Here is a 22,495-nt window from a genome sequence, read left to right on the forward strand (position 1 = left end):
AGGGTAAGTTAGCGCGTGGAGCTCCGTGTGCGACGCCTCACAGGTACTGACCGGTGTTGGCGACGTTGTCGATCGCGCGGCCCGGCTCCGTGCCGCTCTTGCCGGTGACGAGGGTGCGGATGTAGACGATGCGCTCGCCCTTCTTGCCCGAGATGCGCGCCCAGTCGTCCGGGTTGGTGGTGTTGGGCAGGTCCTCGTTCTCCTTGAACTCGTCGACGCAGCTGGCGAGCAGGTGGTCGACGCGGATGCCGCGCTGGCCCTGGGTGAGGAAGTCCTTGATCGCCATCTTCTTGGCGCGGTCGACGATGTTCTGGATCATCGCCCCGGAGTTGAAGTCCTTGAAGTACAGGACCTCCTTGTCGCCGTTGGCGTAGGTGACCTCCAGGAAGCGGTTCTCCTCGATCTCGGAGTACATCCGCTCCACGGCCGCTGTGATCATCGCGTCGACGGTGGCCTGCGGCGAGCCGCCGTGCTCCGACAGGTCGTGCTCGTGCAGCGGCAGCTCGGCGGTGAGGTACTTGGTGAAGATGTCGCGGGCGCTCTCGGCGTCGGGGCGCTCGATCTTGATCTTGACGTCGAGCCGGCCGGGCCGCAGGATCGCGGGGTCGATCATGTCCTCGCGGTTGGACGCGCCGATGACGATGACGTTCTCGAGCCGCTCGACGCCGTCGATCTCGGACAGCAGCTGCGGCACGATCGTCGTCTCGACGTCGCTGGAGACACCCGAGCCACGGGTGCGGAACAGGCTGTCCATCTCGTCGAAGAACACCACGACCGGGGTGCCGTGCGAGGCCTTCTCCCTGGCCCGCTGGAAGATCAGCCGGATGTGGCGCTCGGTCTCGCCGACGTACTTGTTGAGCAGCTCGGGTCCCTTGATGTTGAGGAAGAACGACTTGCCGACCGGCTTGCCCTCCTTCTCGGCGACCTTCTTGGCCAGCGACGACGCAACCGCCTTGGCGATCAGCGTCTTGCCACAGCCGGGCGGACCATAGAGCAGCACGCCCTTGGGCGGCTTGAGCTGGTGCTCCTTGAAGAGGTCGGGATGCAGGTAGGGCAGCTCGACGGCGTCGCGGATCGCCTCGATCTGGCCGGCCAGCCCGCCGATGTCCTCGTAGTCGATGTCGGGGACCTCTTCGAGGACGAGCTCGGCGACCTCGGCCTTGGGGATGCGCTCGTAGACGAAGCCGGAGCGGGACTCGAGCATCAGGGCGTCGCCCACCCGCAGCGGCTCACCCTCGAGCGAGTCGGCCATCCGGCACACCCGCTCCTCGTCGGCGTGCGCCACGACGAGCACCCGGTCGTCGCCGAGCATCTCCTTGATCATGACGACCTCGCCGGTGCGCTCGTAGCCGCAGGTCGCGACGACGTTCATCGCCTCGTTGAGGCGCACCTCGCGCCCGCTGGACAGCTCGGCGGGGTCGACGGCCGGGCTGACCGCGACGTGCATCTTGCGCCCACCCGTGAGGATGTCGACCGTGGCGTCGTCGTAGGACTCCAGGACGATGCCGTATGCCGCGGGCGGCTGTGCGAGCCGGTCCACCTCGGACTTCAGGGTGATGATCTGCTCGCGGGCCTCCTTGAGGGTCCGCACGAGGCGCTCGTTCTGCGACGAGACCGTCGCGAGGTTGGACTGGAGCTGCAGCACCTTGGTCTCGAGCTCACGGGACCGGACCGGCGCGTCGGCGAGGCGCTGGCGCAGCGCTGCGACCTCCTCGGCCAGCAGCTCAGCCTGGCGGAGGTCCTCGGAGCGGTCCGGGCCCTGGTCCCGGCGGTTCTGGTCGGTCATGTCGGCTCCCTCGGTGACGGGTGGCGAACGACGGTCACCGGCCGCGTGCAGCGGCCGATGACCCAACCTAACCCCGAACTACTCCGTGGTCATGGACGTTTGCGTCACAGAACGGCGAAGGCGCCGGATCTTCTTGTCTGATGGGATGCGCTCCCCCACCTCTTCGGCTGAGAAGTCGCTCTCCTGGCCGAAAGCCGTGGCATCCTCCACGGAGATGCCGTCCTCGGAGAGGGCGCCCTTCGCGGGTCGCCGCTTGCGCAGGGGCGGCGTGACGCCCGGGGCCAGCCGGCGCGTCGTGATGAGGAAGCCCGTGTGGCCGTGCATGCGGTGCTGCGGGCGCACCGCGAGCCCCTCGAGGTGCCAGCCGCGGACCAGCGACTCCCAGGCCTCGGGCTCGGTGTAGCCCCCGTGGTCCTTCATCGCCTCGGCGACCCGGGACAGCTGGGTCGCGGTGGCGACGTAGCAGATGAGGACTCCCCCGGGTGCCAGCGCCTCGGCCACGACGTCGAGGCACTCCCACGGGGCCAGCATGTCGAGGACCACCCGGTCGACCGAGCCGGGCTCCTCGGCGGTCGGGAGCGACTCGACGAGGTCGCCGACGGTCACCTCCCAGGCCGGGTGGTCCTGGCCGAAGAAGGCCCGGGCGTTGCCCTTGGCGATGTCGGCGAAGTCCTCGCGACGCTCGAAGGAGTGCACCCTGCCGTGCTCGCCGACTGCTCTCAGCAGCGACATCGACAGCGCCCCCGAGCCGACTCCGGCCTCGACGACCCTGGCACCCGGGAACACGTCGGCCATGGTGATGATCTGGCCGGCGTCCTTGGGGTAGACCACCGCGGCGCCCCGCGGCATCGACATGACGTAGTCGGACAGCAGCGGCCGCAGCGCGAGGTACTCGACCCCCGCGGTGTTGCGCACGGTCGAGCCGTCCGGGAGACCGATGAGGTCGTCGTGCGCCAGGCGCCCTCGGTGGGTGTGGAACTCGCGACCCGCCTCGAGGGTGATGGTGTGCAACCGCCCCTTGGGGTCGGTGAGCTGGACGCGCTCGCCGACGGCGAACCGGCCCCGACGAAGGTCCGCCCCGATGGCGGTGACAGGGCTCTGGTCGGGGGTGTCGCTCATGACGGGCGAGTCTAGTTGCGGCCGAGGGCGGTGCTGATGGCCGCACCGTCGACATAGGCGTACGCCTGCCCGGCCTGCGTGAGGATCACGGTGCCGACGCCGGTGGTGTTCATCGCCAGCACGACCGCCGCGATGTCGTCATCCGGGGTGGCCTCGACGACGTTCTGGTCCGGCAGCCGCGTGACCGCCGCGCTGATCGGAGCCCAGGCGACCGGCTCGTGCCCGCTGTCGAGGAGCATGAGGCAGGGCACCCCGCGGTCGTCGGGGGTGACGACGGCGGTGTCGAGGTCGATGGCGGCCTGCACGGGGGTGGAGCCCGGGAGCACGGTCACCGGCTTGGACACGGTGCCCAGACGGATCCGGTGGAGCATCGTCATCGCGCGGCCACGTCGGATGGACTCGCTGGCTCCGGTCCACAGGACCGACCCGATGACGAGGACCCAGATGCTGGAGATGCCGATGGGCTTGCCCTCCGCCAGCGGCCGGACGAAGTACCACAGCACCAGCAGGACCGTCAGGACGCGACCGAACCACCCGGCCACCACGGCACCCCTGTTGCGGTCGCCGGTGGCCTTCCAGACCAGGCTCTCCACGACCTGGCCACCGTCCAGCGGCATGCCCGGCAGGATGTTGAGGACCGCGAGCGAGCCGTTGATGATGACCAGCCCGCTGAGCACGACGCTGGTGCGCTCCCCCGAGGCCCCGAGCAGGGCCAGCCAGGCGAGCACCGCGAGCACGGCGTTGGCGCCGGGCCCGGCGGCGGCGATCGCGGCCATGCGTCCGGGCGTGCTGCGACCCGCTTCGAAGGACGTGTGACCGCCCCACAGGTTGGCGACGATGCGGATCACGGGCATGTGGAAGGCCCGCGCGGTCAGGGCGTGCGCCGCCTCGTGGACCAGGACGCTCACCAGGAGCAGCAGTGCCTGGGTGACACCGAGAGCGATGCCGAGCCCGGCCCGGTCCGGGAGGTACGGGGAGGCCACGATGGCGACGATGACCACCGCGATGACGAACCAGCTGGGCGACAGGAAGACCGGGACCCCCGCGATCCGGCCGATCCGGACACCGTGACCCGACTGGTCCGGTGCGTCCTCCCGGCCCCGGGTCTGGCTGCTCATGCGCCGACCCTACGTGAACGTGCCGATACGGCTTCCGACCGGCAACGGCATACTTGAGCGGTGCCTGACTCTTCTTCGCTCCGACCTGACGCCACCGAGCCCCTGCGGGCCGCGCTGACCGAGCGCATCCTCGTGATGGACGGCGCCATGGGGACGATGATCCAGCGCGAGGGGCTGGACGAGGCCGACTACCGCGGGGAGCGCTTCGCCGACTGGGCCAGCGACCTCAAGGGCAACAACGACCTCCTGAGCCTCACCCAGCCGGACGTGATCTCCGGCATCCACACGGCATACCTCGAGGCCGGGGCCGACCTCATCGAGACGAACACCTTCAACGCCCAGCGGATCTCCCTCGCCGACTACGGCATGGAGGACCTGGCCTACGAGATGAACCTCGCCGCCGCACAGCTGGCGCGCGAGGCGTGCGACGAGATGAACGCCAGGACCCCCGAGCGTCCGCGGTGGGTGATGGGCGCCCTAGGCCCCACCAACCGCACCGCGTCGATCTCGCCCGACGTCAACGACCCGGGCGCCCGCAACGTCACCTACGACGACCTGGTGCAGGCCTACCTCGAGCAGGCCCGCGGGCTCGTCGACGGCGGCGCGGACGTGCTCATCGTCGAGACCATCTTCGACACCCTCAACGCGAAGGCCGCAATCTTCGCGCTCGAGACCCTCTTCGAGGACTACGACCGCCGCTGGCCGGTCATCATCTCGGGCACGATCACGGACGCCTCCGGACGCACCCTGTCGGGCCAGGTCACCGAGGCGTTCTGGAACTCGGTGCGCCACGCGAGGCCGGTGGCCGTGGGCCTCAACTGTGCGCTCGGTGCAGCCGAGATGAGGCCGTATGTCGCCGAGCTCGCGCGCGTGGCCGACACCTTCGTGTCGTGCTACCCCAACGCCGGGCTGCCCAACGCCTTCGGCGAGTACGACGAGGAGCCCGACGAGATGGCGCAGGTCGTGGGCGAGTTCGCCCAGGCCGGTCTGGTCAACCTCCTGGGTGGCTGCTGCGGCACCACCCCCGAGCACATCGCGGCCATCGCCAAGGCTGCCGACCGCCAGAGCCCGCGGGTCCCGGCCGAGGTGGGCCCGGCCCTGCGGCTGTCCGGCCTCGAGCCGCTCACCGTCACCGAGGAGTCGCTGTTCGTCAACGTCGGGGAGCGCACCAACATCACCGGGTCGGCCCGGTTCCGCAAGCTCATCCAGGCCGAGGACTACCCGACCGCGCTCAACGTCGCGCGGCAGCAGGTCGAGGCCGGCGCCCAGGTGATCGACATCAACATGGACGAGGGCATGATCGACGGCGTCGCGGCCATGGACCGCTTCGTCAAGCTGGTCGCGTCCGAGCCGGACATCTCCCGCGTGCCGCTGATGATCGACTCCTCGAAGTGGGAGGTGATCGAGGCCGGTCTCAAGTGCGTCCAGGGCAAGCCGATCGTCAACTCGATCTCGATGAAGGAGGGCGTCGAGCCGTTCGTCGAGCACGCCCGGCTGTGCCGCAAGTACGGCGCCGCCATCGTCGTCATGGCCTTCGACGAGGACGGCCAGGCCGACAGCCTGCAACGCCGCCAGGAGATCTGCCAGCGGGCCTACGACATCCTCACGCAGGAGGTCGGATACCCCGCCGAGGACATCATCTTCGACCCGAACATCTTCGCGGTGGCGACCGGCATCGAGGAGCACGCGGCCTACGGCACCGACTTCATAGAGGCCACCGCCTGGATCAAGCAGAACCTCCCCGGGGCGCTCGTCTCCGGTGGTGTCTCCAACGTGTCCTTCTCGTTCCGGGGCAACAACCCCGTGCGTGAGGCGATCCACGCCGTGTTCCTGTTCCACGCGATCCGGGCCGGCATGGACATGGGCATCGTCAACGCAGGGGCGCTCGTGGTCTACGACCAGGTCGACGCCGACCTGCGCGAGCGGATCGAGGACGTCATCCTCAACCGCCGGCCCGACTCGACGGAACGGCTGCTCGAGGTCGCCGACTCGTTCAACACCGGTGACACCAAGCAGGACGCCATCGCCGAGGAGTGGCGCTCGCTGCCCATCGGCGAACGCATCACCTATGCCCTCGTCAAGGGCATCGACGAGCACGTCGAGTCCGACACCGAGGAGTTGCGCACCGAGATCTCGGAACGCGGTGGACGTCCCATCGAGGTGATCGAGGGACCGCTCATGGACGGCATGAACGTCGTCGGCGACCTGTTCGGCAGCGGCAAGATGTTCCTGCCGCAGGTCGTGAAGTCGGCGCGGGTCATGAAGAAGGCCGTGGCCTACCTCATCCCGTTCATCGAGGCCGAGAAGACCGAGGCCGAGGTGGCCGAGAACAAGGCCAAGGGCAAGGTCGTGATGGCCACGGTCAAGGGCGACGTGCACGACATCGGCAAGAACATCGTCGGCGTCGTGCTGCAGTGCAACAACTACGACGTCGTCGACCTCGGCGTCATGGTGCCGGCCCAGAAGATCCTCGACGCCGCCCGGGCCGAGAAGGCCGACGTCATCGGGCTGTCCGGGCTCATCACCCCGAGCCTCGACGAGATGGTCAACTTCGCCAGCGAGATGGAGCGCCAGGGCTTCGACCTGCCACTGCTCATCGGCGGCGCCACCACCTCGCGGGCCCACACGGCCGTCAAGGTCGACCAGAAGTACCACGGGCCCGTGGTGTGGGTGAAGGACGCCTCGCGGTCCGTGCCCGTCGTCGCCCAGCTGCTGTCCGACGACCTGCGCCCCAAGCTGATGGCCGAGGTCAAGGCCGACTTCGACTCGCTGCGCGCCCGCCACGCGGCCAAGACGACCGAGCGGCCGCTCGTGTCGATCGAGAAGGCCCGCGAGCAGGCCACGCCGATCGACTGGAGCAGCTACCGGCCGCCGGTGCCGCACCTCGTGGCAGCCCAGGAGAAGGAGCTCTTGCGCCGTCAGTCCGGCAGCCGCAACCGCACCGTCACGCAGTTCGTCCGCACCTTCAAGGACTACCCGATCGCGGAGCTGCGCGACTACATCGACTGGGGTCCGTTCTTCCTCGCCTGGGAGATGAAGGGGCGCTTCCCCGACATCCTCAACAACCCGACGACCAGCGAGGCGGCGACCAAGCTCTACGAGGACGCCAACCGGATGCTCGACCAGATCATCGACGAGAGGTGGATCCGCGCCAACGGCGTCATCGGCCTGTTCCCGGCCAACGCGGTCGGCGACGACATCGAGGTCTACACCGACGAGTCCCGCGAGACCGTGGCCACGACCCTGCACACGTTGCGCCAGCAGGGCCAGCACCGCGAGGGCATCCCCAACCGCGCGATGTCGGACTTCGTGGCTCCCAAGGACAGCGGTCGCTCCGACCACGTCGGCGCCTTCGCCGTCACGGCCGGGCTCGGCTCGCACGACAAGGTCAACGAGTTCAAGGCCGCGATGGACGACTACAGCGCCATCCTGCTCGAGGCCCTGGCCGACCGGCTGGCCGAGGCGTTCGCCGAGCGGATGCACGAACGCGTCCGGCACGACTTCTGGGGCTACGCCCCCGACGAGCACCTGAAGAACCCGGACCTGATCGCGGAGAAGTACGTCGGCATCCGCCCGGCGCCCGGCTACCCGGCCTGCCCGGACCACACCGAGAAGTCCCTGCTCTGGGACCTCCTGCAGGTCGAGGAGAACACCGGGATGGAGCTCACCGAGTCGATGGCGATGTGGCCCGGCGCGTCGGTCTCCGGCTGGTACTTCTCCCACCCCCAGTCGCAGTACTTCGTGGTCGGCCGGCTCGGGCGCGACCAGGTCGAGGACTACGCCGAGCGCAAGGGGTGGACCCTGGCCGAGGCGGAGCGCTGGCTGGCCCCCAACCTCGGCTACCTTCCCGAGGACTGATCCTGCGGGTATGCCGGGTGCGCACCCCGGTGCGCCTCGACGGGGCTGTCAGCCGCCCGGCATACCGTGGCTCCATGGTTCCCGCCCTGTCGCCGAGCCGCGCATCGGACTTCAAGCAGTGCCCACTGCTCTACCGGTTCCGCGCGGTCGACAAGCTGCCCTCGCCACCGAGCCCCGCCGCGGCCCGGGGCACGCTCGTCCACGCGGTGCTCGAGCGGTTGTTCGACCTGCCGGCCTCCGAGCGCACCCCCGCCGCCGCCGAGTCGCTGCTCGCGCCTCAGTGGCAGGCGCTGGTCGACGAGGAGCCTGAGCTCGCCGAGATGATCGCCGGCGACGAGCGGCTGACCGAGGCCACGTGGTTCTCCGACGCCCAGGCCCTGATCGAGACGTGGTTCACCCTCGAGGACCCCACCCGGCTCGAGCCGTCGGAGCGCGAGCTCTACGTCGAGACCGACGTCGACGGGCTGGTGCTGCGCGGGTACGTCGACCGCCTCGACGTCGCTCCCGACGGGGCCATGCGAGTCGTCGACTACAAGACGGGGCGCTCGCCCTCCGAGCTGTTCGAGGGCAAGGCGCTGTTCCAGATGAAGTTCTACGCGCTGGTGCTTTGGCGGCTGCGTGGTGAGATCCCGCGGCTGCTCCAGCTCGTCTACCTCGGCAACGGCGAGGTGGTGCGCTACTCCCCCGACGAGCACGACCTGCTCAGCCTCGAGCGCAACCTCAAGGCCGTGTGGTCAGCCATCGAGCGAGCCGCCGAGACCGGCGACTGGCGCCCCAAGACCTCCAAGCTGTGCGACTGGTGCGACTACCGCCAGTTCTGCCCGGCATGGGGCGGCACCCCCCCGCCGCTGCCCGAGAACGCAGCCCTGCTGGCCCTCGACCCCGGCAGCTCTGGTCAGGTCGTGCCGGCCGACGACTGACCGACCGGCGTGGCCTGACGCGCGCCGTCGAAGATCGTCACGAGGTCCTGCGGTCGCAGCCCCTGGAGGCTGGGCACCTGTACGGCGCCCGTGGTGAGCGGGACGGGCACGACGTGGGGCACCGCCAGGGTCCGCACCCCCGCGGCGACTGCCGACCGCACCCCGGTGGGCGAGTCCTCGATGGCGACGCAGTCGCCCACCTCGACGCCGAGCGTCCGGGCTGCAGCCAGGTAGGGCTCGGGGTGCGGCTTGCCGTGCTCGACCTCGTCGCCGGTGACGACAGCGGTGAAGGTGCCCTCGGGCAGGGCGGCCACGACCGCTTCGGCCAGTGACCGCCACGACATGGTCACCAGGGCGCTCGGCACACCGGCCTCGCCCAGGGCGGTGAGCAGCTCGACGGCACCGGGACGCCACGGCACGTGCTCGCGGACCTGCGCGATGACGCGGACGAGGAGCTCCTCGATGATCTCGACCGGCTCGAGCTCGACGGGCGAGTGGTCCTTGATGAACTGCGCGGACACCATGAGGTCGTTCCCCACGAGCTGGTGGGCGTACTCGTCGCTCCAGACGCCCCCGGCCTCCTCGACGATCGCGTGCTCGGCGCTGATCCAGTACGGCTCGGTGTCGACGAGGGTGCCGTCCATGTCCCACAGAACGGCAGCGGGCAGGTCAGGTGCGGCAGTCACGGGGACCAGCCTACGCAGCCTCCGACGGTCGCCCGCGTCGGCTGCGTAGGGTAGGGCTGGACGGCGTCTCCCGAGGCGCCGACACCAGCAAGACCCAGCACCACACCGTCCTGCCCCACCGACGCACCACCGGCCAGCGAGGAGTCCTGCGTGATCGAGCTCGAGGACGTCCCAGAGCTGAACAACCCGGTCGTCATCGCCGCGTTCGAGGGCTGGAACGACGCCGGCGAGGCCGCCACCGCGGCGGTCGACCACCTCATCGACGTGTGGGACGCCGATGCCATCGCCGCCCTGGACCCCGAGGAGTACTACGACTTCCAGGTCAACCGCCCCCGCGTGGTCCTCGACGACGGTCGTCGGCGGATCCACTGGCGCACGACGCGGATCCTCGTCGCGACCAGTTCCGGGCTCGACCGGGACGTCATCCTCATCCAGGGCATCGAGCCGAGCTTCCGTTGGCGCGCGTTCACGATCGAGCTGATGGAGTTCGCCCAGCAGGTCGGGGCGACGACGGTCTTCACCCTCGGGGCGCTCATGGCCGACGTGGCCCACACCCGGCCCATCCCGGTGACGGCGACGTCGGACGACGAGGACGTCCTGCACCGCTACGACCTCGAGCCGAGCCGCTACGAGGGACCGACCGGCATCGTCGGGGTCCTCGCCGACGCCGCGTCGCAGTCCGGGCTGGAGTCGATCTCGTGCTGGGCCGCCGTGCCGCACTACGCCGGTCACTCCCCCTCGCCCAAGGCGACCCTGGCGCTCATCTCGCGCCTCGAGGAGCTGCTCGACTCCCCCATCCCCCACGGCGACCTCACCGACGGCGCCAAGGCGTGGGAGCGCGGCATCAACGAGCTGGCCGACACCGACGACGAGGTGGCCGAGTACGTCCAGTCACTCGAGGAGGCGCAGGACACCGCCGACCTCCCCGAGGCCAGCGGCGACGCCATCGCCCGCGAGTTCGAGCGCTACCTGCGGCGCCGTGGCCAGGAAGGTCCGGGCTAAGGTCCTCCGCCCCAGGCCTCCGCCACGGGCCTCCGCCACGGGCCTCCGCCCGCATGGGGCGGTCAGAGACCCCGAAGGGGGCGCTTGGACCTCTCGCAGGCTCGTTTTACGGTCCTGCGCGCCCCCTTCGGTGCCCCTGCCCTCACGTGGTCTCCCCGCCCACTTCGGTGCCCCTGCCCGGACGTGACCTGCCCGGACGGACGCTTGGCTAGATCCTGATGCCGAGGATGGCGTCCAGGGCGCGGGCCAGGACTCCCGGCGCGGTGTTGTCGGAGCCGCCGCGGTGGAGGCAGGTGGTGGCCCAGGCGTCGACGGCCGCCAGGGCCGCCGGGGTGTCGAGGTCGTCGGCGACGGCTGACCGGATCGCCGCCAGGGTCTCGTCGGCGTCGGGGCCCTCGTTGACGGAGAGGGCTGAACGCCACGTCTCCAGGCGGCGCTGGGCGACGACCAGGACGTCGTCGGTCCACGACCACTCGGTCCGGTAGTGGTGGTCGAGCAGGACGAGCCGGATGGCCATCGGGTCGACGCCGTCGGCCCGCAGCTTCGAGACGAGGACGAGGTTGCCCTTGGACTTGCTCATCTTCTCGCCGTGCAGGCCCACCATCGCCTGGTGCGCGTACAGCCGGGCGAACGGGCGCTCCCCCGTGAGGGCCACGGCCTGCGTGCCGCTCATCTCGTGGTGCGGGAAGACGAGGTCGGTCCCGCCGCCCTGGACGTCGAAGGCCATCCCGAGGTGGTCCAGCGCGATGGCCGTGCACTCGACGTGCCAGCCGGGCCGGCCGTCGGGCAGGCCGTCGACCGACCAGTGGGGTTCACCGTCGCGGGCTGCCCGCCACAGGAGCGGGTCCAGGGCGTCGCGCTTGCCGGCGCGGTCCGGGTCGCCGCCGCGGTCGGCATACACGGCCATCATCTGGTCACGGGTCCAGTTGGACACGGACCCGAAGCCGGGCTCGACCGACAGGTCGAGGTAGAGGTCGTTGCCGGCGGCGGACTCGGGGGTCTCCACCTCGTAGGCTGCGCCCCRCTCGACCAGGGCGCGCACGGCGGCACCCACGGGGTCGATGCTCTCGACGACACCGACGTAGTGGTCGGGCGGGATGACCGCCAGCGCGGTCATGTCCTCGCGGAACAGGGCGATCTCGCGCGCCGCCAGGTCCTGCCAGGCCACGCCGTCACGCTGCGCCCGCTCGAGCAGCGGGTCGTCGACGTCGGTGATGTTCTGCACGTAGCTGACCTCGTGCCCGGCGTCGCGCAGGGCCCGCCCGAGCACGTCGAAGGTGACGTACGTGGCCGCGTGACCCATGTGGGTGGCGTCGTACGGGGTGATGCCGCAGACGTACATCCGCGCGGTCGGACCCGGCGTCAGCGCGCGAACCGAGCCGGTGCTCGTGTCGAAGACCTGTGGCGGGTGGCCCGTGCCGGGCACTTCGGGGATGAAAGGCGTGGGCCAGGAGATCACGTGCGCAGCCTACGGGGCAGCCTCACAGGGGCGGCCACGGGATGGCGGGCCACTGCCCGGAGGGCCGCGGGTATGCCGGGTGGGCACGCAGGGCGCGCACCCGCGCCGTGAGCGCGGCCACCTCGGCGCGAGTGATCAGGGTCGCCAGCTCGACCGCGAAAGCCGACTCCTGGTCGGCCAGGACCAGTGCGAGACGGTCGAGCCGCGCGGTGTCGGCGGGCTCCAGCGACTGACCGGCGAATCCCCAGAAGACGGTGCGCAGCTTGTCGTCGGTGTGGAGGCTGACGCCGTGGTCGAAGCCGCGCAGCCGGTCACCGTCACGGACCAGGTGCGAGCCCTTGCGGTCGGAGTTGTTGAGGACCGCGTCGAAGACGGCCACGGAGCGCACCGCGGGCGAGTCCTCGTGGACCACGACGACGGGCCGGCCGTCGTCGCCCTCACCCTGCAGCACGGGGAGCCACCCGTCCGGCACCCGGTCGGGGGCGACCACGTCGACGACGTACTCGGGCGCCACCTCGGGGTCCCCCACCCACAGCTGCAGCGAGCCCAGGCCGAGCGGGCCCTCCCGCAGCACCGTCGGCGGCACGATGTCCCAGCCGCCGGTCGCCGAGATGAGGTGCGCAGCCACCTCACGCTGTGCCAGCGTGCCGTCGGGGAAGTCCCACAGCGGTCGCTCGCCCGCCACGGGTTTCCAGATCGCCAGGCGCCGCCGGGCGCCGTCGCCCCCGGCGGCATCGTCGTCGTCGCCGGCACCGGTGTCCGCGACGGTGGCGAGGAAGGCCGCATTGGACGCGTCCGCAATCCGGCCCACCAGGGCGATCTCACCGGTCGCCAGGGCCTCGAGGTCACCCCCGGGTGGGCTGCTCAGCGCTTGTAGCCGTTCGCACGCGGGCAGATGTGGCCCTCGGGTTCGAGCGGCCCACCGCAGAACGGGCACGGGGGCCGGCCCGCGGAGACGATCGTCTGGGCGCGACGGGCGAAGGCCCGGGCCCGCGCTGGGGGCAGCACCACCCGGACGCTGCGTGGTTCGGGGGCCAGTGCGACGTCGACGCCCTCACTGCCGGGCTCCGCGTCGGGGTCGCGGTCGAGGCACTCGATGACGATGACGTCGCGCGACTCGTCCCACGCCAGGCTGAGCGTGTTGACCCGGAACTCGTCCTCGATCGGGGTGTCGAGGGGCGCGTTGTCGACAGCCTCGACGGCCGCGAGGTCGCCGCCATCCCCGCCCGCATAGCTGTCGAGCAGGTCGTTGATCCGGTCGGCCAGGACGGCCACCTGCTGCTTCTCCAAGGAGACACTGAGCAACCGGCGACCGGCGCTGGCCTGCAGGAAGAAGGTGCGCTGCCCGGGGGGCCCGACGGTGCCCGCGACGAACCGGTCGGGTGGGTCGAACTCGTTCACCGACATGGTCGAAAGCCTAACCCGCTGCGCGGGCCGCGCCGGGCGCCGCGCTGGTGGGTTCACCGGCGCCCCCACCGACCACCGCGTCGTCGTGCGGACCATGATCGTCACCGTCGGCCGAGCCGTCGCCAGGCGGCGGCGTGAACCGCGCGAGGTCGAGGGCAAGGTCGTTGGCGGCCAACAGAAAGGTGTGGCGGCCGCCATACCGGACGACGGACACCGAGCCGGGGTCGGCCGTGTAGCTCTGGAACCGTGCCAGCCCGCTGCCCGTGGCGTCGGCGAGCACCGCCTTGACGAGGTCCCCGTGGGTCACCGCGACCCACAGGGCGCGCTCACCGTGCTGGGCCGCGACCTCGGCGTCGATCGCGCGGATGGCCTTGACCACGCGGTCAGCCATCTCCCGCAGACTCTCGGCGACATGGTCAGGGTGGTCCGGGAACCGCGCCGCCTCGGGGTCGTCCTGCACCGTGGCCCACWGGGGGTCCTTGACGAGGTCGCGCAGCGAGCGGCCGGTCCACGCGCCATACCCGCACTCGACGAGGGCGGCGTCCTCCTCGACGGGCTGGCCCACTGCGGCGGCGATCGGCGCCGCGGTGTCCGTGCAGCGTTCCAGTGGGCTGCTCACGACCCGCACCACGGGCGCCCCGACGAACCGGGCCGCGAGGGCGTTCGCCTGCTCGACCCCTCGCTCCGTGAGCCGTATGCCGGGCAGCCGGCCGGCGAGGACACCGTCGCCGTTGGCGCTCGAGTGGCCATGGCGGACGAGCAGGCAGGTGGGCACGTCGGAACTCTACGGCGCGGCGGTCGCACCGGGGCGGTCGACGTGGTGGAGTAGCCCCGTGATCGTGGACCAGGCCATCTACCGCGACGGCGTGCGCAAGCCCTGCGGCGACCTCAGTGACGCCCTCGACGAGCTGCGGGCAGGGGGCGACTCCAACGACTTCCTGTGGATCGGCCTCAAGGACCCGACCGAGGCCGAGTTCGACCTCGTCAACGACGAGCTGCAGCTCCACCCGCTCGCGGTCGAGGACGCGGTCAAGGGGCACCAACGACCGAAGGTCGAGCTGTTCGACAACACGATCTTCGTCGTACTGAAGACGTTGCGGTACATCGAGGAGACGTCCGACGTCGAGACCGGCGAGGTCATGATGTTCGTCGGTGACCGGTTCGTCGTGACCGTTCGCTACGGCGAGGCGAGCCCCCTGGCCGGCGTGCGGTCCCGCCTCGAGGGCGACCCTGCGCTGCTGCGGCACGGCGAGATCGCGGTCCTGCACGCCGTGATGGACTCGATCGTCGACAACTACGTGAGCATCGACGCCGAGCTGCAGAACGACCTCGAGGACATCGAGCAGTCGGTGTTCCGCGGCGCGAACACCGTCAGCTCGGCGACCATCTACAAGCTCAAGCGCGAGGTGCTGGAGTTCCGCCGAGCGGCCGCGCCGCTCGCCGCGCCCCTTCGGATGCTGCACGACGGGTCGCGGTCTCCGTTGCCGCAGAAGGAGGTTCGCCTGCTCTTCCGCGACGTGGCCGACCACCTGCTGCGCGTCATCGACCACGTGGAGTCCTATGACCGGCTGCTCACCGACATCCTCAACGCCCACCTGGCGCAGATCTCGGTCCAGCAGAACAGCGACATGCGCAAGATCTCGGCGTGGGTCGCGATCGCCGCGGTGCCGACGATGATCGCCGGCATCTACGGGATGAACTTCGACAACATGCCAGAGCTGCGCTGGCACTACGGCTACTTCATCGTGGTCGGCATCATGGCGCTCGCCTGCATGGGGCTGTACCGCGCTTTCCGCAAGTCCGGCTGGCTCTGAGGGCACGATCGTCGCGGCACCGACTCAACGACGCGAGACCGGCTTACCCCTTCGGGGGTTCGAAGGCGGCGAACCAGGCTTGCACCCTACGGACCGCTACACAGTTGTGCCGGTCGTGGACATCGCAGGCATCGAGCACCTGGGCCGTGAGGTCTGTTCTCGATGACTGCGACAGGGTCCATCCCAGGGGGCCTTGCGGCCCGGACGTCGTGTCGGGATAGACCTGGGCAACCGCGCTGGAGCCGTCGATGGCTAGGCGACACACCTTGCCCTCCTTGATAGCTGCATCGCGGATGACCCGGGTGGCTTGGGCGAGCGCGCGGCTGCTCCGCTCTTCGTAGACGTTGCCCAGGGCCACCGCGGGACCAAGGCCCTGCAGGGTGCGTTTGCTGCTCTTGTGCGCGACCCCAGAGGTGTAGTGGCTGTCGATGACAAGCAGACGAGGAACGATGCAAGGCGCCTTGCCTCTGCTCCTGTTGTGCTTGCGAACGTGCTGCGCGACGGCTTGCCAGGAGCGGGTCACAGCTGCTCCAGCCGAGTTGTCGAAGACGCCACCGTCCAACGCCGAGGTGACGGCTCCGTCGTCGCCGCACTGCCGCAGCCCACCGCTCGGTGCGACGTAGGGGAAACGCGCCGAGAGGAAGGCGGCGGTCGAGAGCCGGATGGAGGAGCTCCGGCCATTGCCGTCACACAGGTAGTCGCCCGCATCGCGCACCGGGAAGCTTCCTGGTCCGTTCGCGTCAGGAAGGGCCGTCGCGGGGCCAGAGCAGTTGGTCTCGCCGGTGTCAGCTGCCTGCTGCACGGTGGAGACCGCCAGCCGACACCCATCCTCGACGCTGGTGGCGCTGAACGACAGGATCGGGAACGTCGACCCCTGGCCGAAGAAGTCAGCCTCGAGGCCGGACTGGCTGGCCTCGAACGCGCGCTCGAGCGATGCCGCCCGATCCCCGCTGGGAAGGGGTAGGCGGGCCACCGAGTTCGGAAGGTCGCGGAAGAGGAAGGCTGCGACCGAGGGCGCCAAGAAGTCAGCGCTCATCGCGGTGTCGACCCACTCACTACCGGAGCTCGCACCTGGGTCCATCTGACGCGCGCGAACCTGGGCCAGCCCCACCGCACCACCTGACACACCGGAGGCGAAGAACACGCGCGACGTGTGGTCCTCAGTGCTCCCGCACGCGACGCCGACCGCGCACTCCCACGTGCGTGCGGTCCAGTAGGCGGAACGGATGCCACCGCCGGCCGACGCCACGAAGACCAACGGCACCTGTGGGGGTCCGTCGGCAGGTTCAGGTTTCGTCGCATCCCTGCTTGCCATCCGGGTTGCCCATCGTTCAAACGCGACCTGCGGTGACTCCATCGCGGCTGTCTCGTGCGTGGTGCGGGCGTCGTAGTACAACCCCTGAGTGTCGACAACGCTCGCGAGCAGACCCCAGATGGCGACCAGTGTGAGGAATGGGGTGCGTCGGAAGCCCACGAGTGCGAGGGCGCCCCGCGGAGCGACGCTGTCAGAAAGGACGACGAGCGCTGCGACACCCAGTGCGAGCAGGGTTGCACAGAGGAACACCACGGCTGGCGTCCCAGCCCACAGCCACATCTCCTCTGACGACTGCAGCCCGGCGATGACGGTCAGGAGGAAGCTCACAACGAGGACGAAGGCTGCCAGCGCTACCGTCGGTTTGGGTCCCTGCAGCGCACGCGAGCTGGTCCCGGCCCACTTCATCGTCCACAACGCAAGACGCCACGCGAAGACCAAGGCCGCGACGGACCACCCGATCATGATCAGCTGGATCGACCCACTCGTCCCCTGAGACGTCGCGGCGCGAACCACTGCGATGTAGAGGGCGACTGCGGGAAGGGTCGTCAGGACCGCCAGCATGCGCAGCGCGCCGACCCCGACCCCGACTTCATCCGAGGCCCGTCGCACGCAGTCCCGAACCGCCCTGGGCCCTGACAGCAGCGCCCACAAACCCACGGCGCCCGCGGGAATGATGAGCGACCACGTCACGGCCTCACTCCACCGAAGGAAGCTGAACGAGATCACCCCGACGACGACTGCTGCGCCTGCCGCCCTGACGAGGCTGGAAACGCTCACGGCGCGAACCCTGGGAGTCGCACGGTAGGCAATCAGGCACGACCTGCCCCCCAGGTGCACCGCCAAGCACGTCGTCACCATCAGTGCGCTGGCAACCACGGCGGGTAGGACCCTGTCCCCCGCGACGACCAGGACATCGTCGATCTGCCTCCCCAGGTCCCCGGAGAGGCCAACCAGCAGGCCCAGGAGCAGGGCAGTGATCAGGAGCTGACCACGCAGCGCGGACAACCAGGACACACCGGACGATGCTGCGGCGGTGACAGGCCTGTCACGACGAACCCCCGTCAGGAGTGCCACCACCGCGATCCCCAGCGCGAGGAACTTGGTGAGGGCGAGGAATCCCACCGTGCGGCTCAAGCCGTGGGATGCGGAATGCTCAGGGACCACGAGGGTGGCCAGTAGGGTTTCCAGGAGGTCCGCACCGAGGTAGATCCCGATGGCTAACGTGGAGCTGGTCACGACGGCCAGGCGTGTCTCCGCTCCACCAGGGCCGGTGGAGGGCGACTCGCCCACGGCTCCAAGCAGGGCGAAGCGAGTACCGGCGAGAAGTGCCGCTAGACAGAACATGAGGACGAGGTCGAGGACGAGGTAGGTCCACCGCAGCTGGGAAGTCTGCACGAGACCGGGAACAGCCTTCGCGACGTCGTCGAATGCCACCCATCCGGCGACCACTTCCCCAGACCGTGCCGGATCCCACAGTCGTGCGGGCGACGCGATGTCACCGATGCCGCCCGTGGCGACCACCACATCGACCTCAGACGACGGTCGGTTCGCGCCCGACAACGCGACGTCGATCCGCCCGAGAGCGGCAGCAGCGCCGATCACCATGAGGAGAAGCAGGATCAGCGTCGACGCCTTCCCGATACGCCTCCAGCTCGCTCGACCGACCGCGACCATGCTCTCCCCCTCAGCCGAACCCGCAGGGAACCCCGCTGCCTCCCATGATGATGACGCCAGCAGAGTTTGTCCGGCGTTCGCAGAACCGCGCGGCTGCGCTGCCATGCTCCACTTCCTGCGGCACTGAGCCGAAGATGGGTCACTGGGGCGCGACGGCCACCTGCTCCGGGACTGGATCGGCAGCAGGTTCGGGGACGCGCTGGGGCTCGTTGAGCGGCCCGGGCTGGGCTGGTTCCAGCGTGGTCGCGTGGTCGATCCGTCGGGTCTCCAGGATCCAGAAGGCGGTGAACAGCCCGATCTCCCACCACTCCACCAGGAGCACGAGGTGGTCGGGCGCGACGGCCTTCGAGATCAGCCATGGCACCAGCAGGCCCACCGTCATCAGCAGGAGGATCACCAGGTAGTAGCCGCGACCCGACTTCCAGAGCGCGCTGTTCAGCCCGAAGAACGGCCAGGTGTTCGTCAGGACGGCCACGCCCAGTGAGGCGATCAGCAAGACCGCGGCAAGGAAGTGGACCGTGGCGTGCACGCCGCCCACGGTGATGCCCTCCATCGTGATCTGGTCGGCCGGCCCACGCCAGAGCTGCACCATCGCCAGCGTCAGGAAGCCCGCGAGGAACAGGGCCGTCACGACCACGAGAACCCGCGTGAGGACCTTGGACGCGGTCCCGATCCCCTCGGCGCCGAAGAGCTGCGTGAGGTTGCCCGTGCCCAGCTCCCGGAGGAAGAGCACGACGCACAGCAACACGACTGCGGGCAAGGCGATTCGCAGGAAGTCGCCGTAGTCCTCTGCGCTCACCCCGTCCGGCGTGGGCTTGGCCCGCAGGTCGGCCATGATCCCGGCGAAGTTGTTGGGAAGAAGGGCGACGAAGACCGCATAGAAGCCTGCCCCGTTCAGCGCGTAGTCCTCGAGCAGTCCCACCCCCTGGTAGGCAACGAGGCAGGCCGCCGTCCCGACGAGCGTGCCGACCAGGATGTCGCGCACCGGACCGCCGTAGTAGGCGCTGATCGAGGTCTCGAACTCGCCCTTCCTGAGTCCCGTTCCCACCGACACGACGAGCAGCAGCAGCGGCAGCAGGATCATCAGCCACCGGACGTACCGGTGCGTGATCCCGGTGATCCGCGCCTGGTCCTTCTCGTTCATGACCGCTCCCCTCCGTCGGGCCCCCGCGACGACGATCGCACCTTCCGCCAAGCACAGCGCGTGGGAGTCGATCCAAACAGCAGCAAACGTACTAGTGCGAACGCCTCCTCAGGCTTGTGCCTCGTGGGATGCCTTCACGGTGTTGCCGTGGATGGCGCGTCAGACTGGGATGGAAAGGGGCGACAGCGCGGGAGATGGAGCAGAGATGACCAGACCGTTTCGGTTCGGGGTCGTGGCCCCGGTGATGACTGACCTGCCCACGTGGCGGGACAGGGTGCGCCGTATCGCAGACCTCGGCTACTCGACGCTGCTGATGCCCGACGTACCGCTGTGGCAGCCGGCGCCCGCGCCGACCCTCGCGCTGGCGGCGTCCGACACGGACCTGCGGGTCGGCACCTGGGTGTACGCCTCCCCACTGCGGCCCGCGCGGAGCACTGCGTGGGAGGCGCACTCCCTGTCGGTGCTCACCGAAGGCCGCTTCGAGATGGGCATCGGCACCGGGCGGCCCGGGATCGAGGACGATGTCCGCGCCCTCGGGCTACCGGTCGTCCCACGGGAAGAGCGGCTGGCCGAGGTCCGTGAGACCGTCGCCGCGCTCAGGGAACTGGACGGCCCCGACCTGCACACGCCGGTGGTGATGGCGGTGCGGGGGCCGAAGGCCCAGGCGCTGGCCGTCGACGTCGCCGACACCGTCACCTTCGCGGCGTTCGCGGGTGACACCCGCAGCCGAGTGACCGGGATGGCTCGCGAGCTCCTCGCGAGGCGCGACGTCGAGCTCGCCCTTCACGTCCCCGTCGTGGGCGACCGGGTCGCCCCGTTCATGGCATCCGCGCGCGACACCGATCCGGCCGCGCTGCGGGAGCTGGACTCGCTCGCCATCCTCCCCGACGACCCGGCGGCGGCCATCGAGGAGATCCAGCGACGGCGCGAGGAGATCGGGTACTCGTACTTCGTCTTCGGCGCCGACTTCGCCGAGGTGCTGGGCCCTGTGGTGGCCCGGCTGGCTGGCGCCTAGACAGCGTCCACCCAGCCCGACTCCCCCACCCGCGAGGGGGTTGCCGAGGCAGGCAGGACAGGTACGTTGGGTGGATGCGGACGATCAACCTCGGGGAAGCGGATGGGTTGCCGCCGGTGGACTGGTCCGCCGTGGTGGCGACGCTCGACGCGGGTACGGGGCCGGCCCCCGACGCCGCGAACACGCGGTCCACGTGGTTGTGCACCGTCAACGAGGACGGCAGCCCCCACGTGACCGCCGTCGGGGCCATCTGGGTGGACGGCACGTTCTGGTTCCAGACCGGCGCAGGCACGCGCAAGTGCCGCAACGTGGCGCGGGATCCGCGGTGTTCGGTGGCCGTGTCGATCCGCGACGCGGACGTGGTGGTCGAAGGTGAGGCCACCCGGGTGACCGACCGCGACGTGGTGGCACGCATCGCGAAGGCGTGGGCCGACAGCGGGTGGCCGGCCGAGCCTGACGAGCAGGGCACGGGGATCACGGCCCCGTTCAACGCACCGTCGCTGGGACCGCCGCCCTGGGGCGTCTATCGGATCGTCCCCCGGTCGGCCACCGTGGTCATGACCACGGAGCCCGGCGGCCTGACCCGCTTCCAGTTCTGAGCTGCCAGGTGGCCCACGAGGCGGAGCCACCTGGCGGGACCGACTCAGTTGTTGACCGCGTTGAGGGCGTTCACCTCCCCTGCACCATAGAACCCGTTGCGCGCGCCACCGGTACAGGTCGCCTTGTACTGGTCCAGACCGGGACGCGGGTCGTAGATCCCCGGCGGACAGGCGAGGGGCACGGAGGTGTTCTGCAGTGCGGCTGCCAAGGCGCCCGGGGACATGCCCGGGTGCTGCGACAGGATCAGCGCCGCCACACCCGCCGCGTGCGGGCTGGCCATCGACGTGCCCTGCTTGTAGCCCCAGCCGTTGGTGCCGGTGCCGGTGTTGTACGTCGTCGACAGGATCGCGTTGGCGATCGTCGAGACGGCCGGGTTCGGTTGCCGGGTGTCACCACCGGGAGCGCTGACGTCCACGACTCCAGCGCCGTATGACGAGTAGTAGCTCTTCAGCCGCTGCGTGCCCACCGCGGACACCGTCACGACACCAGGCGCCTCTGTGGGCAGGTCGAGGCAGGCCCCGTTGATCTCACGGGTCTCCACCGGCAGGCTGCCGTCGTCGGGACTGGTGGCATCGATGAACGTGTGCTGCAGGTCGACGTTGGAGTTGCCAGCGGAGGCGACGGTGAGGACGCCCTTGCTCTGCGAGTAGCGCAGTGCCCGTTGGACGGCCTGCCAGATCGGACGCTGCCGGGCGTCGTTGCGGCAGTTGAACTCCCACGGGTCGATGAAGTAGCTGTTGTTGGTGATCCGCAGACCGTGGTCGGCAGCCCAGAGGTAGCCGCAGATCGCGGCCTCCGGGTAGATGAACCCCGCGTCGTCGACGACCTTGACCGAGGCGACCTTCACTCCCGGCGCGACGCCCGCCACGCCGATGCCGTTGAGGGCGGCGGCGATCGTGCCGGCGACGTGGGTGCCGTGGTCGGACGTGGTGGGATTCCACGCGGCCACGCTGGTGTCCGGGACACCACCCAGACAGGAGGCGCTCCTGGTCTGGTCGATCTGGGTCGCCAGGTCCGGGTGGGTGCTGGAGATGCCGCTGTCGAGCACGCCCACCACGACGTCAGGGCTGCCCGTGGTGACGGCCTGCGCCTGGGCGAGGGCGATCTGTGGCATGTCCCACTGCAGGCCCCACAGTGGCTCGCCTGCCGGGTTGCCCGTCGCATCCTGGGCGGCAGAGCTCACGGTCGCGATGGTCGCGTCGTCGTCCAGCGCCGTGCCGAGCCCGGTGGTCGGCGCCACGGCCTGGACGCCGCTGCCCCGGACCGACGTCGCGAACCCGGCGCTGTTCGATCGGACGACCAGCACGCCGATCTGCCTGTAGCTCGCGACGACGTTCCCACCCGCCGCGGCAACCCTGGCCTCCGCCTTGGCGGTCGAACCCTCGGGAGCGAGGACGAGATAGGTGGTGGCCGACCCGGTGGCTCCGGCGGTGGCGGGGACCAGGCCGCCGAGCCCGATGGCGACACCGACGGCCACGCCTGCCGATGCCGCGAGTGCCTTGCGAGAAACGGACTTCAAGACAACCTCCTGAGGAAGGAGAGGTGCCCCTGCCCAGGCGACGACGCCCGCTCACGCGA

Annotated in this window: 17 protein-coding genes; 6 read left to right on the plus strand and 11 right to left on the minus strand. The window is 70.0% G+C overall.

Annotation, left to right across the window (positions count from 1 at the left end; genetic code table 11):
- Positions 1-37: 37 nt before the first annotated feature.
- From arc to AC1DV7_RS02580, 3 genes are all read right to left on the minus strand, one after another.
- Positions 38-1,786, minus strand: coding sequence for a proteasome ATPase (gene arc / locus AC1DV7_RS02570; RefSeq protein WP_477594281.1), 1,749 nt, complete (start codon positions 1,784-1,786; stop codon positions 38-40).
- Between the two features lie 78 nt (positions 1,787-1,864).
- A complete protein-coding gene (locus AC1DV7_RS02575; RefSeq protein ID WP_477594283.1) occupies positions 1,865-2,905 on the minus strand; it encodes a tRNA (adenine-N1)-methyltransferase in 1,041 nt (346 codons plus the stop codon).
- 11 nt (positions 2,906-2,916) lie between these two features.
- Complete coding sequence (locus AC1DV7_RS02580; RefSeq protein ID WP_477594285.1) at positions 2,917-4,023, minus strand: site-2 protease family protein; 1,107 nt, start codon at positions 4,021-4,023, stop codon at positions 2,917-2,919.
- Positions 4,024-4,083: 60 nt separating this feature from the next.
- Between AC1DV7_RS02580 and metH the strand changes: the two genes are divergently transcribed.
- Both metH and AC1DV7_RS02590 read left to right on the plus strand, forming a co-directional pair.
- The gene (gene metH / locus AC1DV7_RS02585) at positions 4,084-7,881 is read left to right on the plus strand and encodes a methionine synthase (RefSeq protein WP_477594287.1); all 3,798 of its coding nucleotides are present in this window, start codon (positions 4,084-4,086) and stop codon (positions 7,879-7,881) included.
- 74 nt (positions 7,882-7,955) lie between these two features.
- Positions 7,956-8,801, plus strand: a complete 846-nt coding sequence (locus AC1DV7_RS02590) for a RecB family exonuclease (RefSeq protein WP_477594289.1) — start codon at positions 7,956-7,958, stop codon at positions 8,799-8,801.
- On the opposite strand, the gene AC1DV7_RS02595 is transcribed toward AC1DV7_RS02590, so the two are convergent.
- Positions 8,777-9,487 carry an HAD family hydrolase gene (locus AC1DV7_RS02595; protein ID WP_477594291.1) on the minus strand — a complete coding sequence of 237 codons (711 nt, stop codon included), beginning with the start codon at positions 9,485-9,487 and terminating at the stop codon, positions 8,777-8,779. The two genes, AC1DV7_RS02590 and AC1DV7_RS02595, sit on opposite strands and share 25 nt — an antisense overlap.
- Before the next feature lie 150 nt (positions 9,488-9,637).
- On the opposite strand from AC1DV7_RS02595, the gene AC1DV7_RS02600 reads away from it, so the two are divergent.
- Positions 9,638-10,489, plus strand: coding sequence for a PAC2 family protein (locus AC1DV7_RS02600; protein ID WP_477594293.1), 852 nt, complete (start codon positions 9,638-9,640; stop codon positions 10,487-10,489).
- A 208-nt stretch (positions 10,490-10,697) separates the two neighbouring features.
- Here the strand turns inward: AC1DV7_RS02600 and mshC are convergent, their stop codons facing one another.
- Genes mshC through AC1DV7_RS02620 form a run of 4 tightly spaced genes read right to left on the minus strand, consistent with a single transcriptional unit; the run spans position 10,698 to position 14,130 of the window.
- Positions 10,698-11,948 (minus strand): cysteine--1-D-myo-inosityl 2-amino-2-deoxy-alpha-D-glucopyranoside ligase, encoded by a 1,251-nt coding sequence (gene mshC / locus AC1DV7_RS02605; RefSeq protein WP_477594295.1) that lies wholly within the window; start codon positions 11,946-11,948, stop codon positions 10,698-10,700.
- A 22-nt stretch (positions 11,949-11,970) separates the two neighbouring features.
- Positions 11,971-12,759: an SCO1664 family protein gene (locus tag AC1DV7_RS02610; protein WP_477594297.1), complete on the minus strand. Its 789-nt coding sequence runs from the start codon at positions 12,757-12,759 to the stop codon at positions 11,971-11,973.
- A gap of 53 nt (positions 12,760-12,812) precedes the next feature.
- A complete protein-coding gene (locus tag AC1DV7_RS02615; RefSeq protein WP_477594299.1) occupies positions 12,813-13,355 on the minus strand; it encodes a DUF3090 domain-containing protein in 543 nt (180 codons plus the stop codon).
- 10 nt (positions 13,356-13,365) lie between these two features.
- Positions 13,366-14,130: an MSMEG_4193 family putative phosphomutase gene (locus tag AC1DV7_RS02620; RefSeq protein WP_477594301.1), complete on the minus strand. Its 765-nt coding sequence runs from the start codon at positions 14,128-14,130 to the stop codon at positions 13,366-13,368.
- Positions 14,131-14,188: 58 nt separating this feature from the next.
- Between AC1DV7_RS02620 and corA the strand changes: the two genes are divergently transcribed.
- On the plus strand, positions 14,189-15,169 hold the full coding sequence (corA, locus tag AC1DV7_RS02625) for a magnesium/cobalt transporter CorA (protein WP_477594303.1): 981 nt from the start codon (positions 14,189-14,191) through the stop codon (positions 15,167-15,169).
- Between the two features lie 43 nt (positions 15,170-15,212).
- On the opposite strand, the gene AC1DV7_RS02630 is transcribed toward corA, so the two are convergent.
- Together AC1DV7_RS02630 and AC1DV7_RS02635 are read right to left on the minus strand one after the other, a co-directional pair.
- The gene (locus tag AC1DV7_RS02630) at positions 15,213-18,158 is read right to left on the minus strand and encodes a hypothetical protein (protein ID WP_477594304.1); all 2,946 of its coding nucleotides are present in this window, start codon (positions 18,156-18,158) and stop codon (positions 15,213-15,215) included.
- A gap of 139 nt (positions 18,159-18,297) precedes the next feature.
- Positions 18,298-19,302, minus strand: a complete 1,005-nt coding sequence (locus AC1DV7_RS02635) for a hypothetical protein (RefSeq protein WP_477594306.1) — start codon at positions 19,300-19,302, stop codon at positions 18,298-18,300.
- A 205-nt stretch (positions 19,303-19,507) separates the two neighbouring features.
- Between AC1DV7_RS02635 and AC1DV7_RS02640 the strand changes: the two genes are divergently transcribed.
- Together AC1DV7_RS02640 and AC1DV7_RS02645 are read left to right on the plus strand one after the other, a co-directional pair.
- Positions 19,508-20,317 (plus strand): LLM class flavin-dependent oxidoreductase, encoded by an 810-nt coding sequence (locus tag AC1DV7_RS02640; protein WP_477594308.1) that lies wholly within the window; start codon positions 19,508-19,510, stop codon positions 20,315-20,317.
- 74 nt (positions 20,318-20,391) lie between these two features.
- Entirely contained in the window at positions 20,392-20,916 is a 525-nt protein-coding gene (locus tag AC1DV7_RS02645; RefSeq protein ID WP_477594310.1) for a pyridoxamine 5'-phosphate oxidase family protein, read from the plus strand.
- Positions 20,917-20,960: 44 nt separating this feature from the next.
- Here the strand turns inward: AC1DV7_RS02645 and AC1DV7_RS02650 are convergent, their stop codons facing one another.
- Positions 20,961-22,436: a S8 family peptidase gene (locus AC1DV7_RS02650; protein ID WP_477594312.1), complete on the minus strand. Its 1,476-nt coding sequence runs from the start codon at positions 22,434-22,436 to the stop codon at positions 20,961-20,963.
- Positions 22,437-22,495: the final 59 nt, after the last annotated feature.

The sequence above is a fragment of the Pedococcus sp. P2_E4 genome (genome assembly GCF_056403935.1).

Excerpts from the sequence above, each read along its gene's own strand:
- AC1DV7_RS02645 (WP_477594310.1), top strand. The coding sequence starts at position 20,392 with ATGCGGACGATCAACCTCGGGGAAGCGGATGGGTTGCCGCCGGTGGAC.
- AC1DV7_RS02590 (WP_477594289.1), top strand. The coding sequence starts at position 7,956 with ATGGTTCCCGCCCTGTCGCCGAGCCGCGCATCGGACTTCAAGCAGTGC.
- AC1DV7_RS02640 (WP_477594308.1), top strand. The coding sequence starts at position 19,508 with ATGACCAGACCGTTTCGGTTCGGGGTCGTGGCCCCGGTGATGACTGAC.
- AC1DV7_RS02635 (WP_477594306.1), bottom strand. The coding sequence starts at position 19,302 with ATGAACGAGAAGGACCAGGCGCGGATCACCGGGATCACGCACCGGTAC.
- AC1DV7_RS02630 (WP_477594304.1), bottom strand. The coding sequence starts at position 18,158 with ATGGTCGCGGTCGGTCGAGCGAGCTGGAGGCGTATCGGGAAGGCGTCG.
- AC1DV7_RS02580 (WP_477594285.1), bottom strand. The coding sequence starts at position 4,023 with ATGAGCAGCCAGACCCGGGGCCGGGAGGACGCACCGGACCAGTCGGGT.
- AC1DV7_RS02575 (WP_477594283.1), bottom strand. The coding sequence starts at position 2,905 with ATGAGCGACACCCCCGACCAGAGCCCTGTCACCGCCATCGGGGCGGAC.
- AC1DV7_RS02615 (WP_477594299.1), bottom strand. The coding sequence starts at position 13,355 with ATGTCGGTGAACGAGTTCGACCCACCCGACCGGTTCGTCGCGGGCACC.
- arc (WP_477594281.1), bottom strand. The coding sequence starts at position 1,786 with ATGACCGACCAGAACCGCCGGGACCAGGGCCCGGACCGCTCCGAGGAC.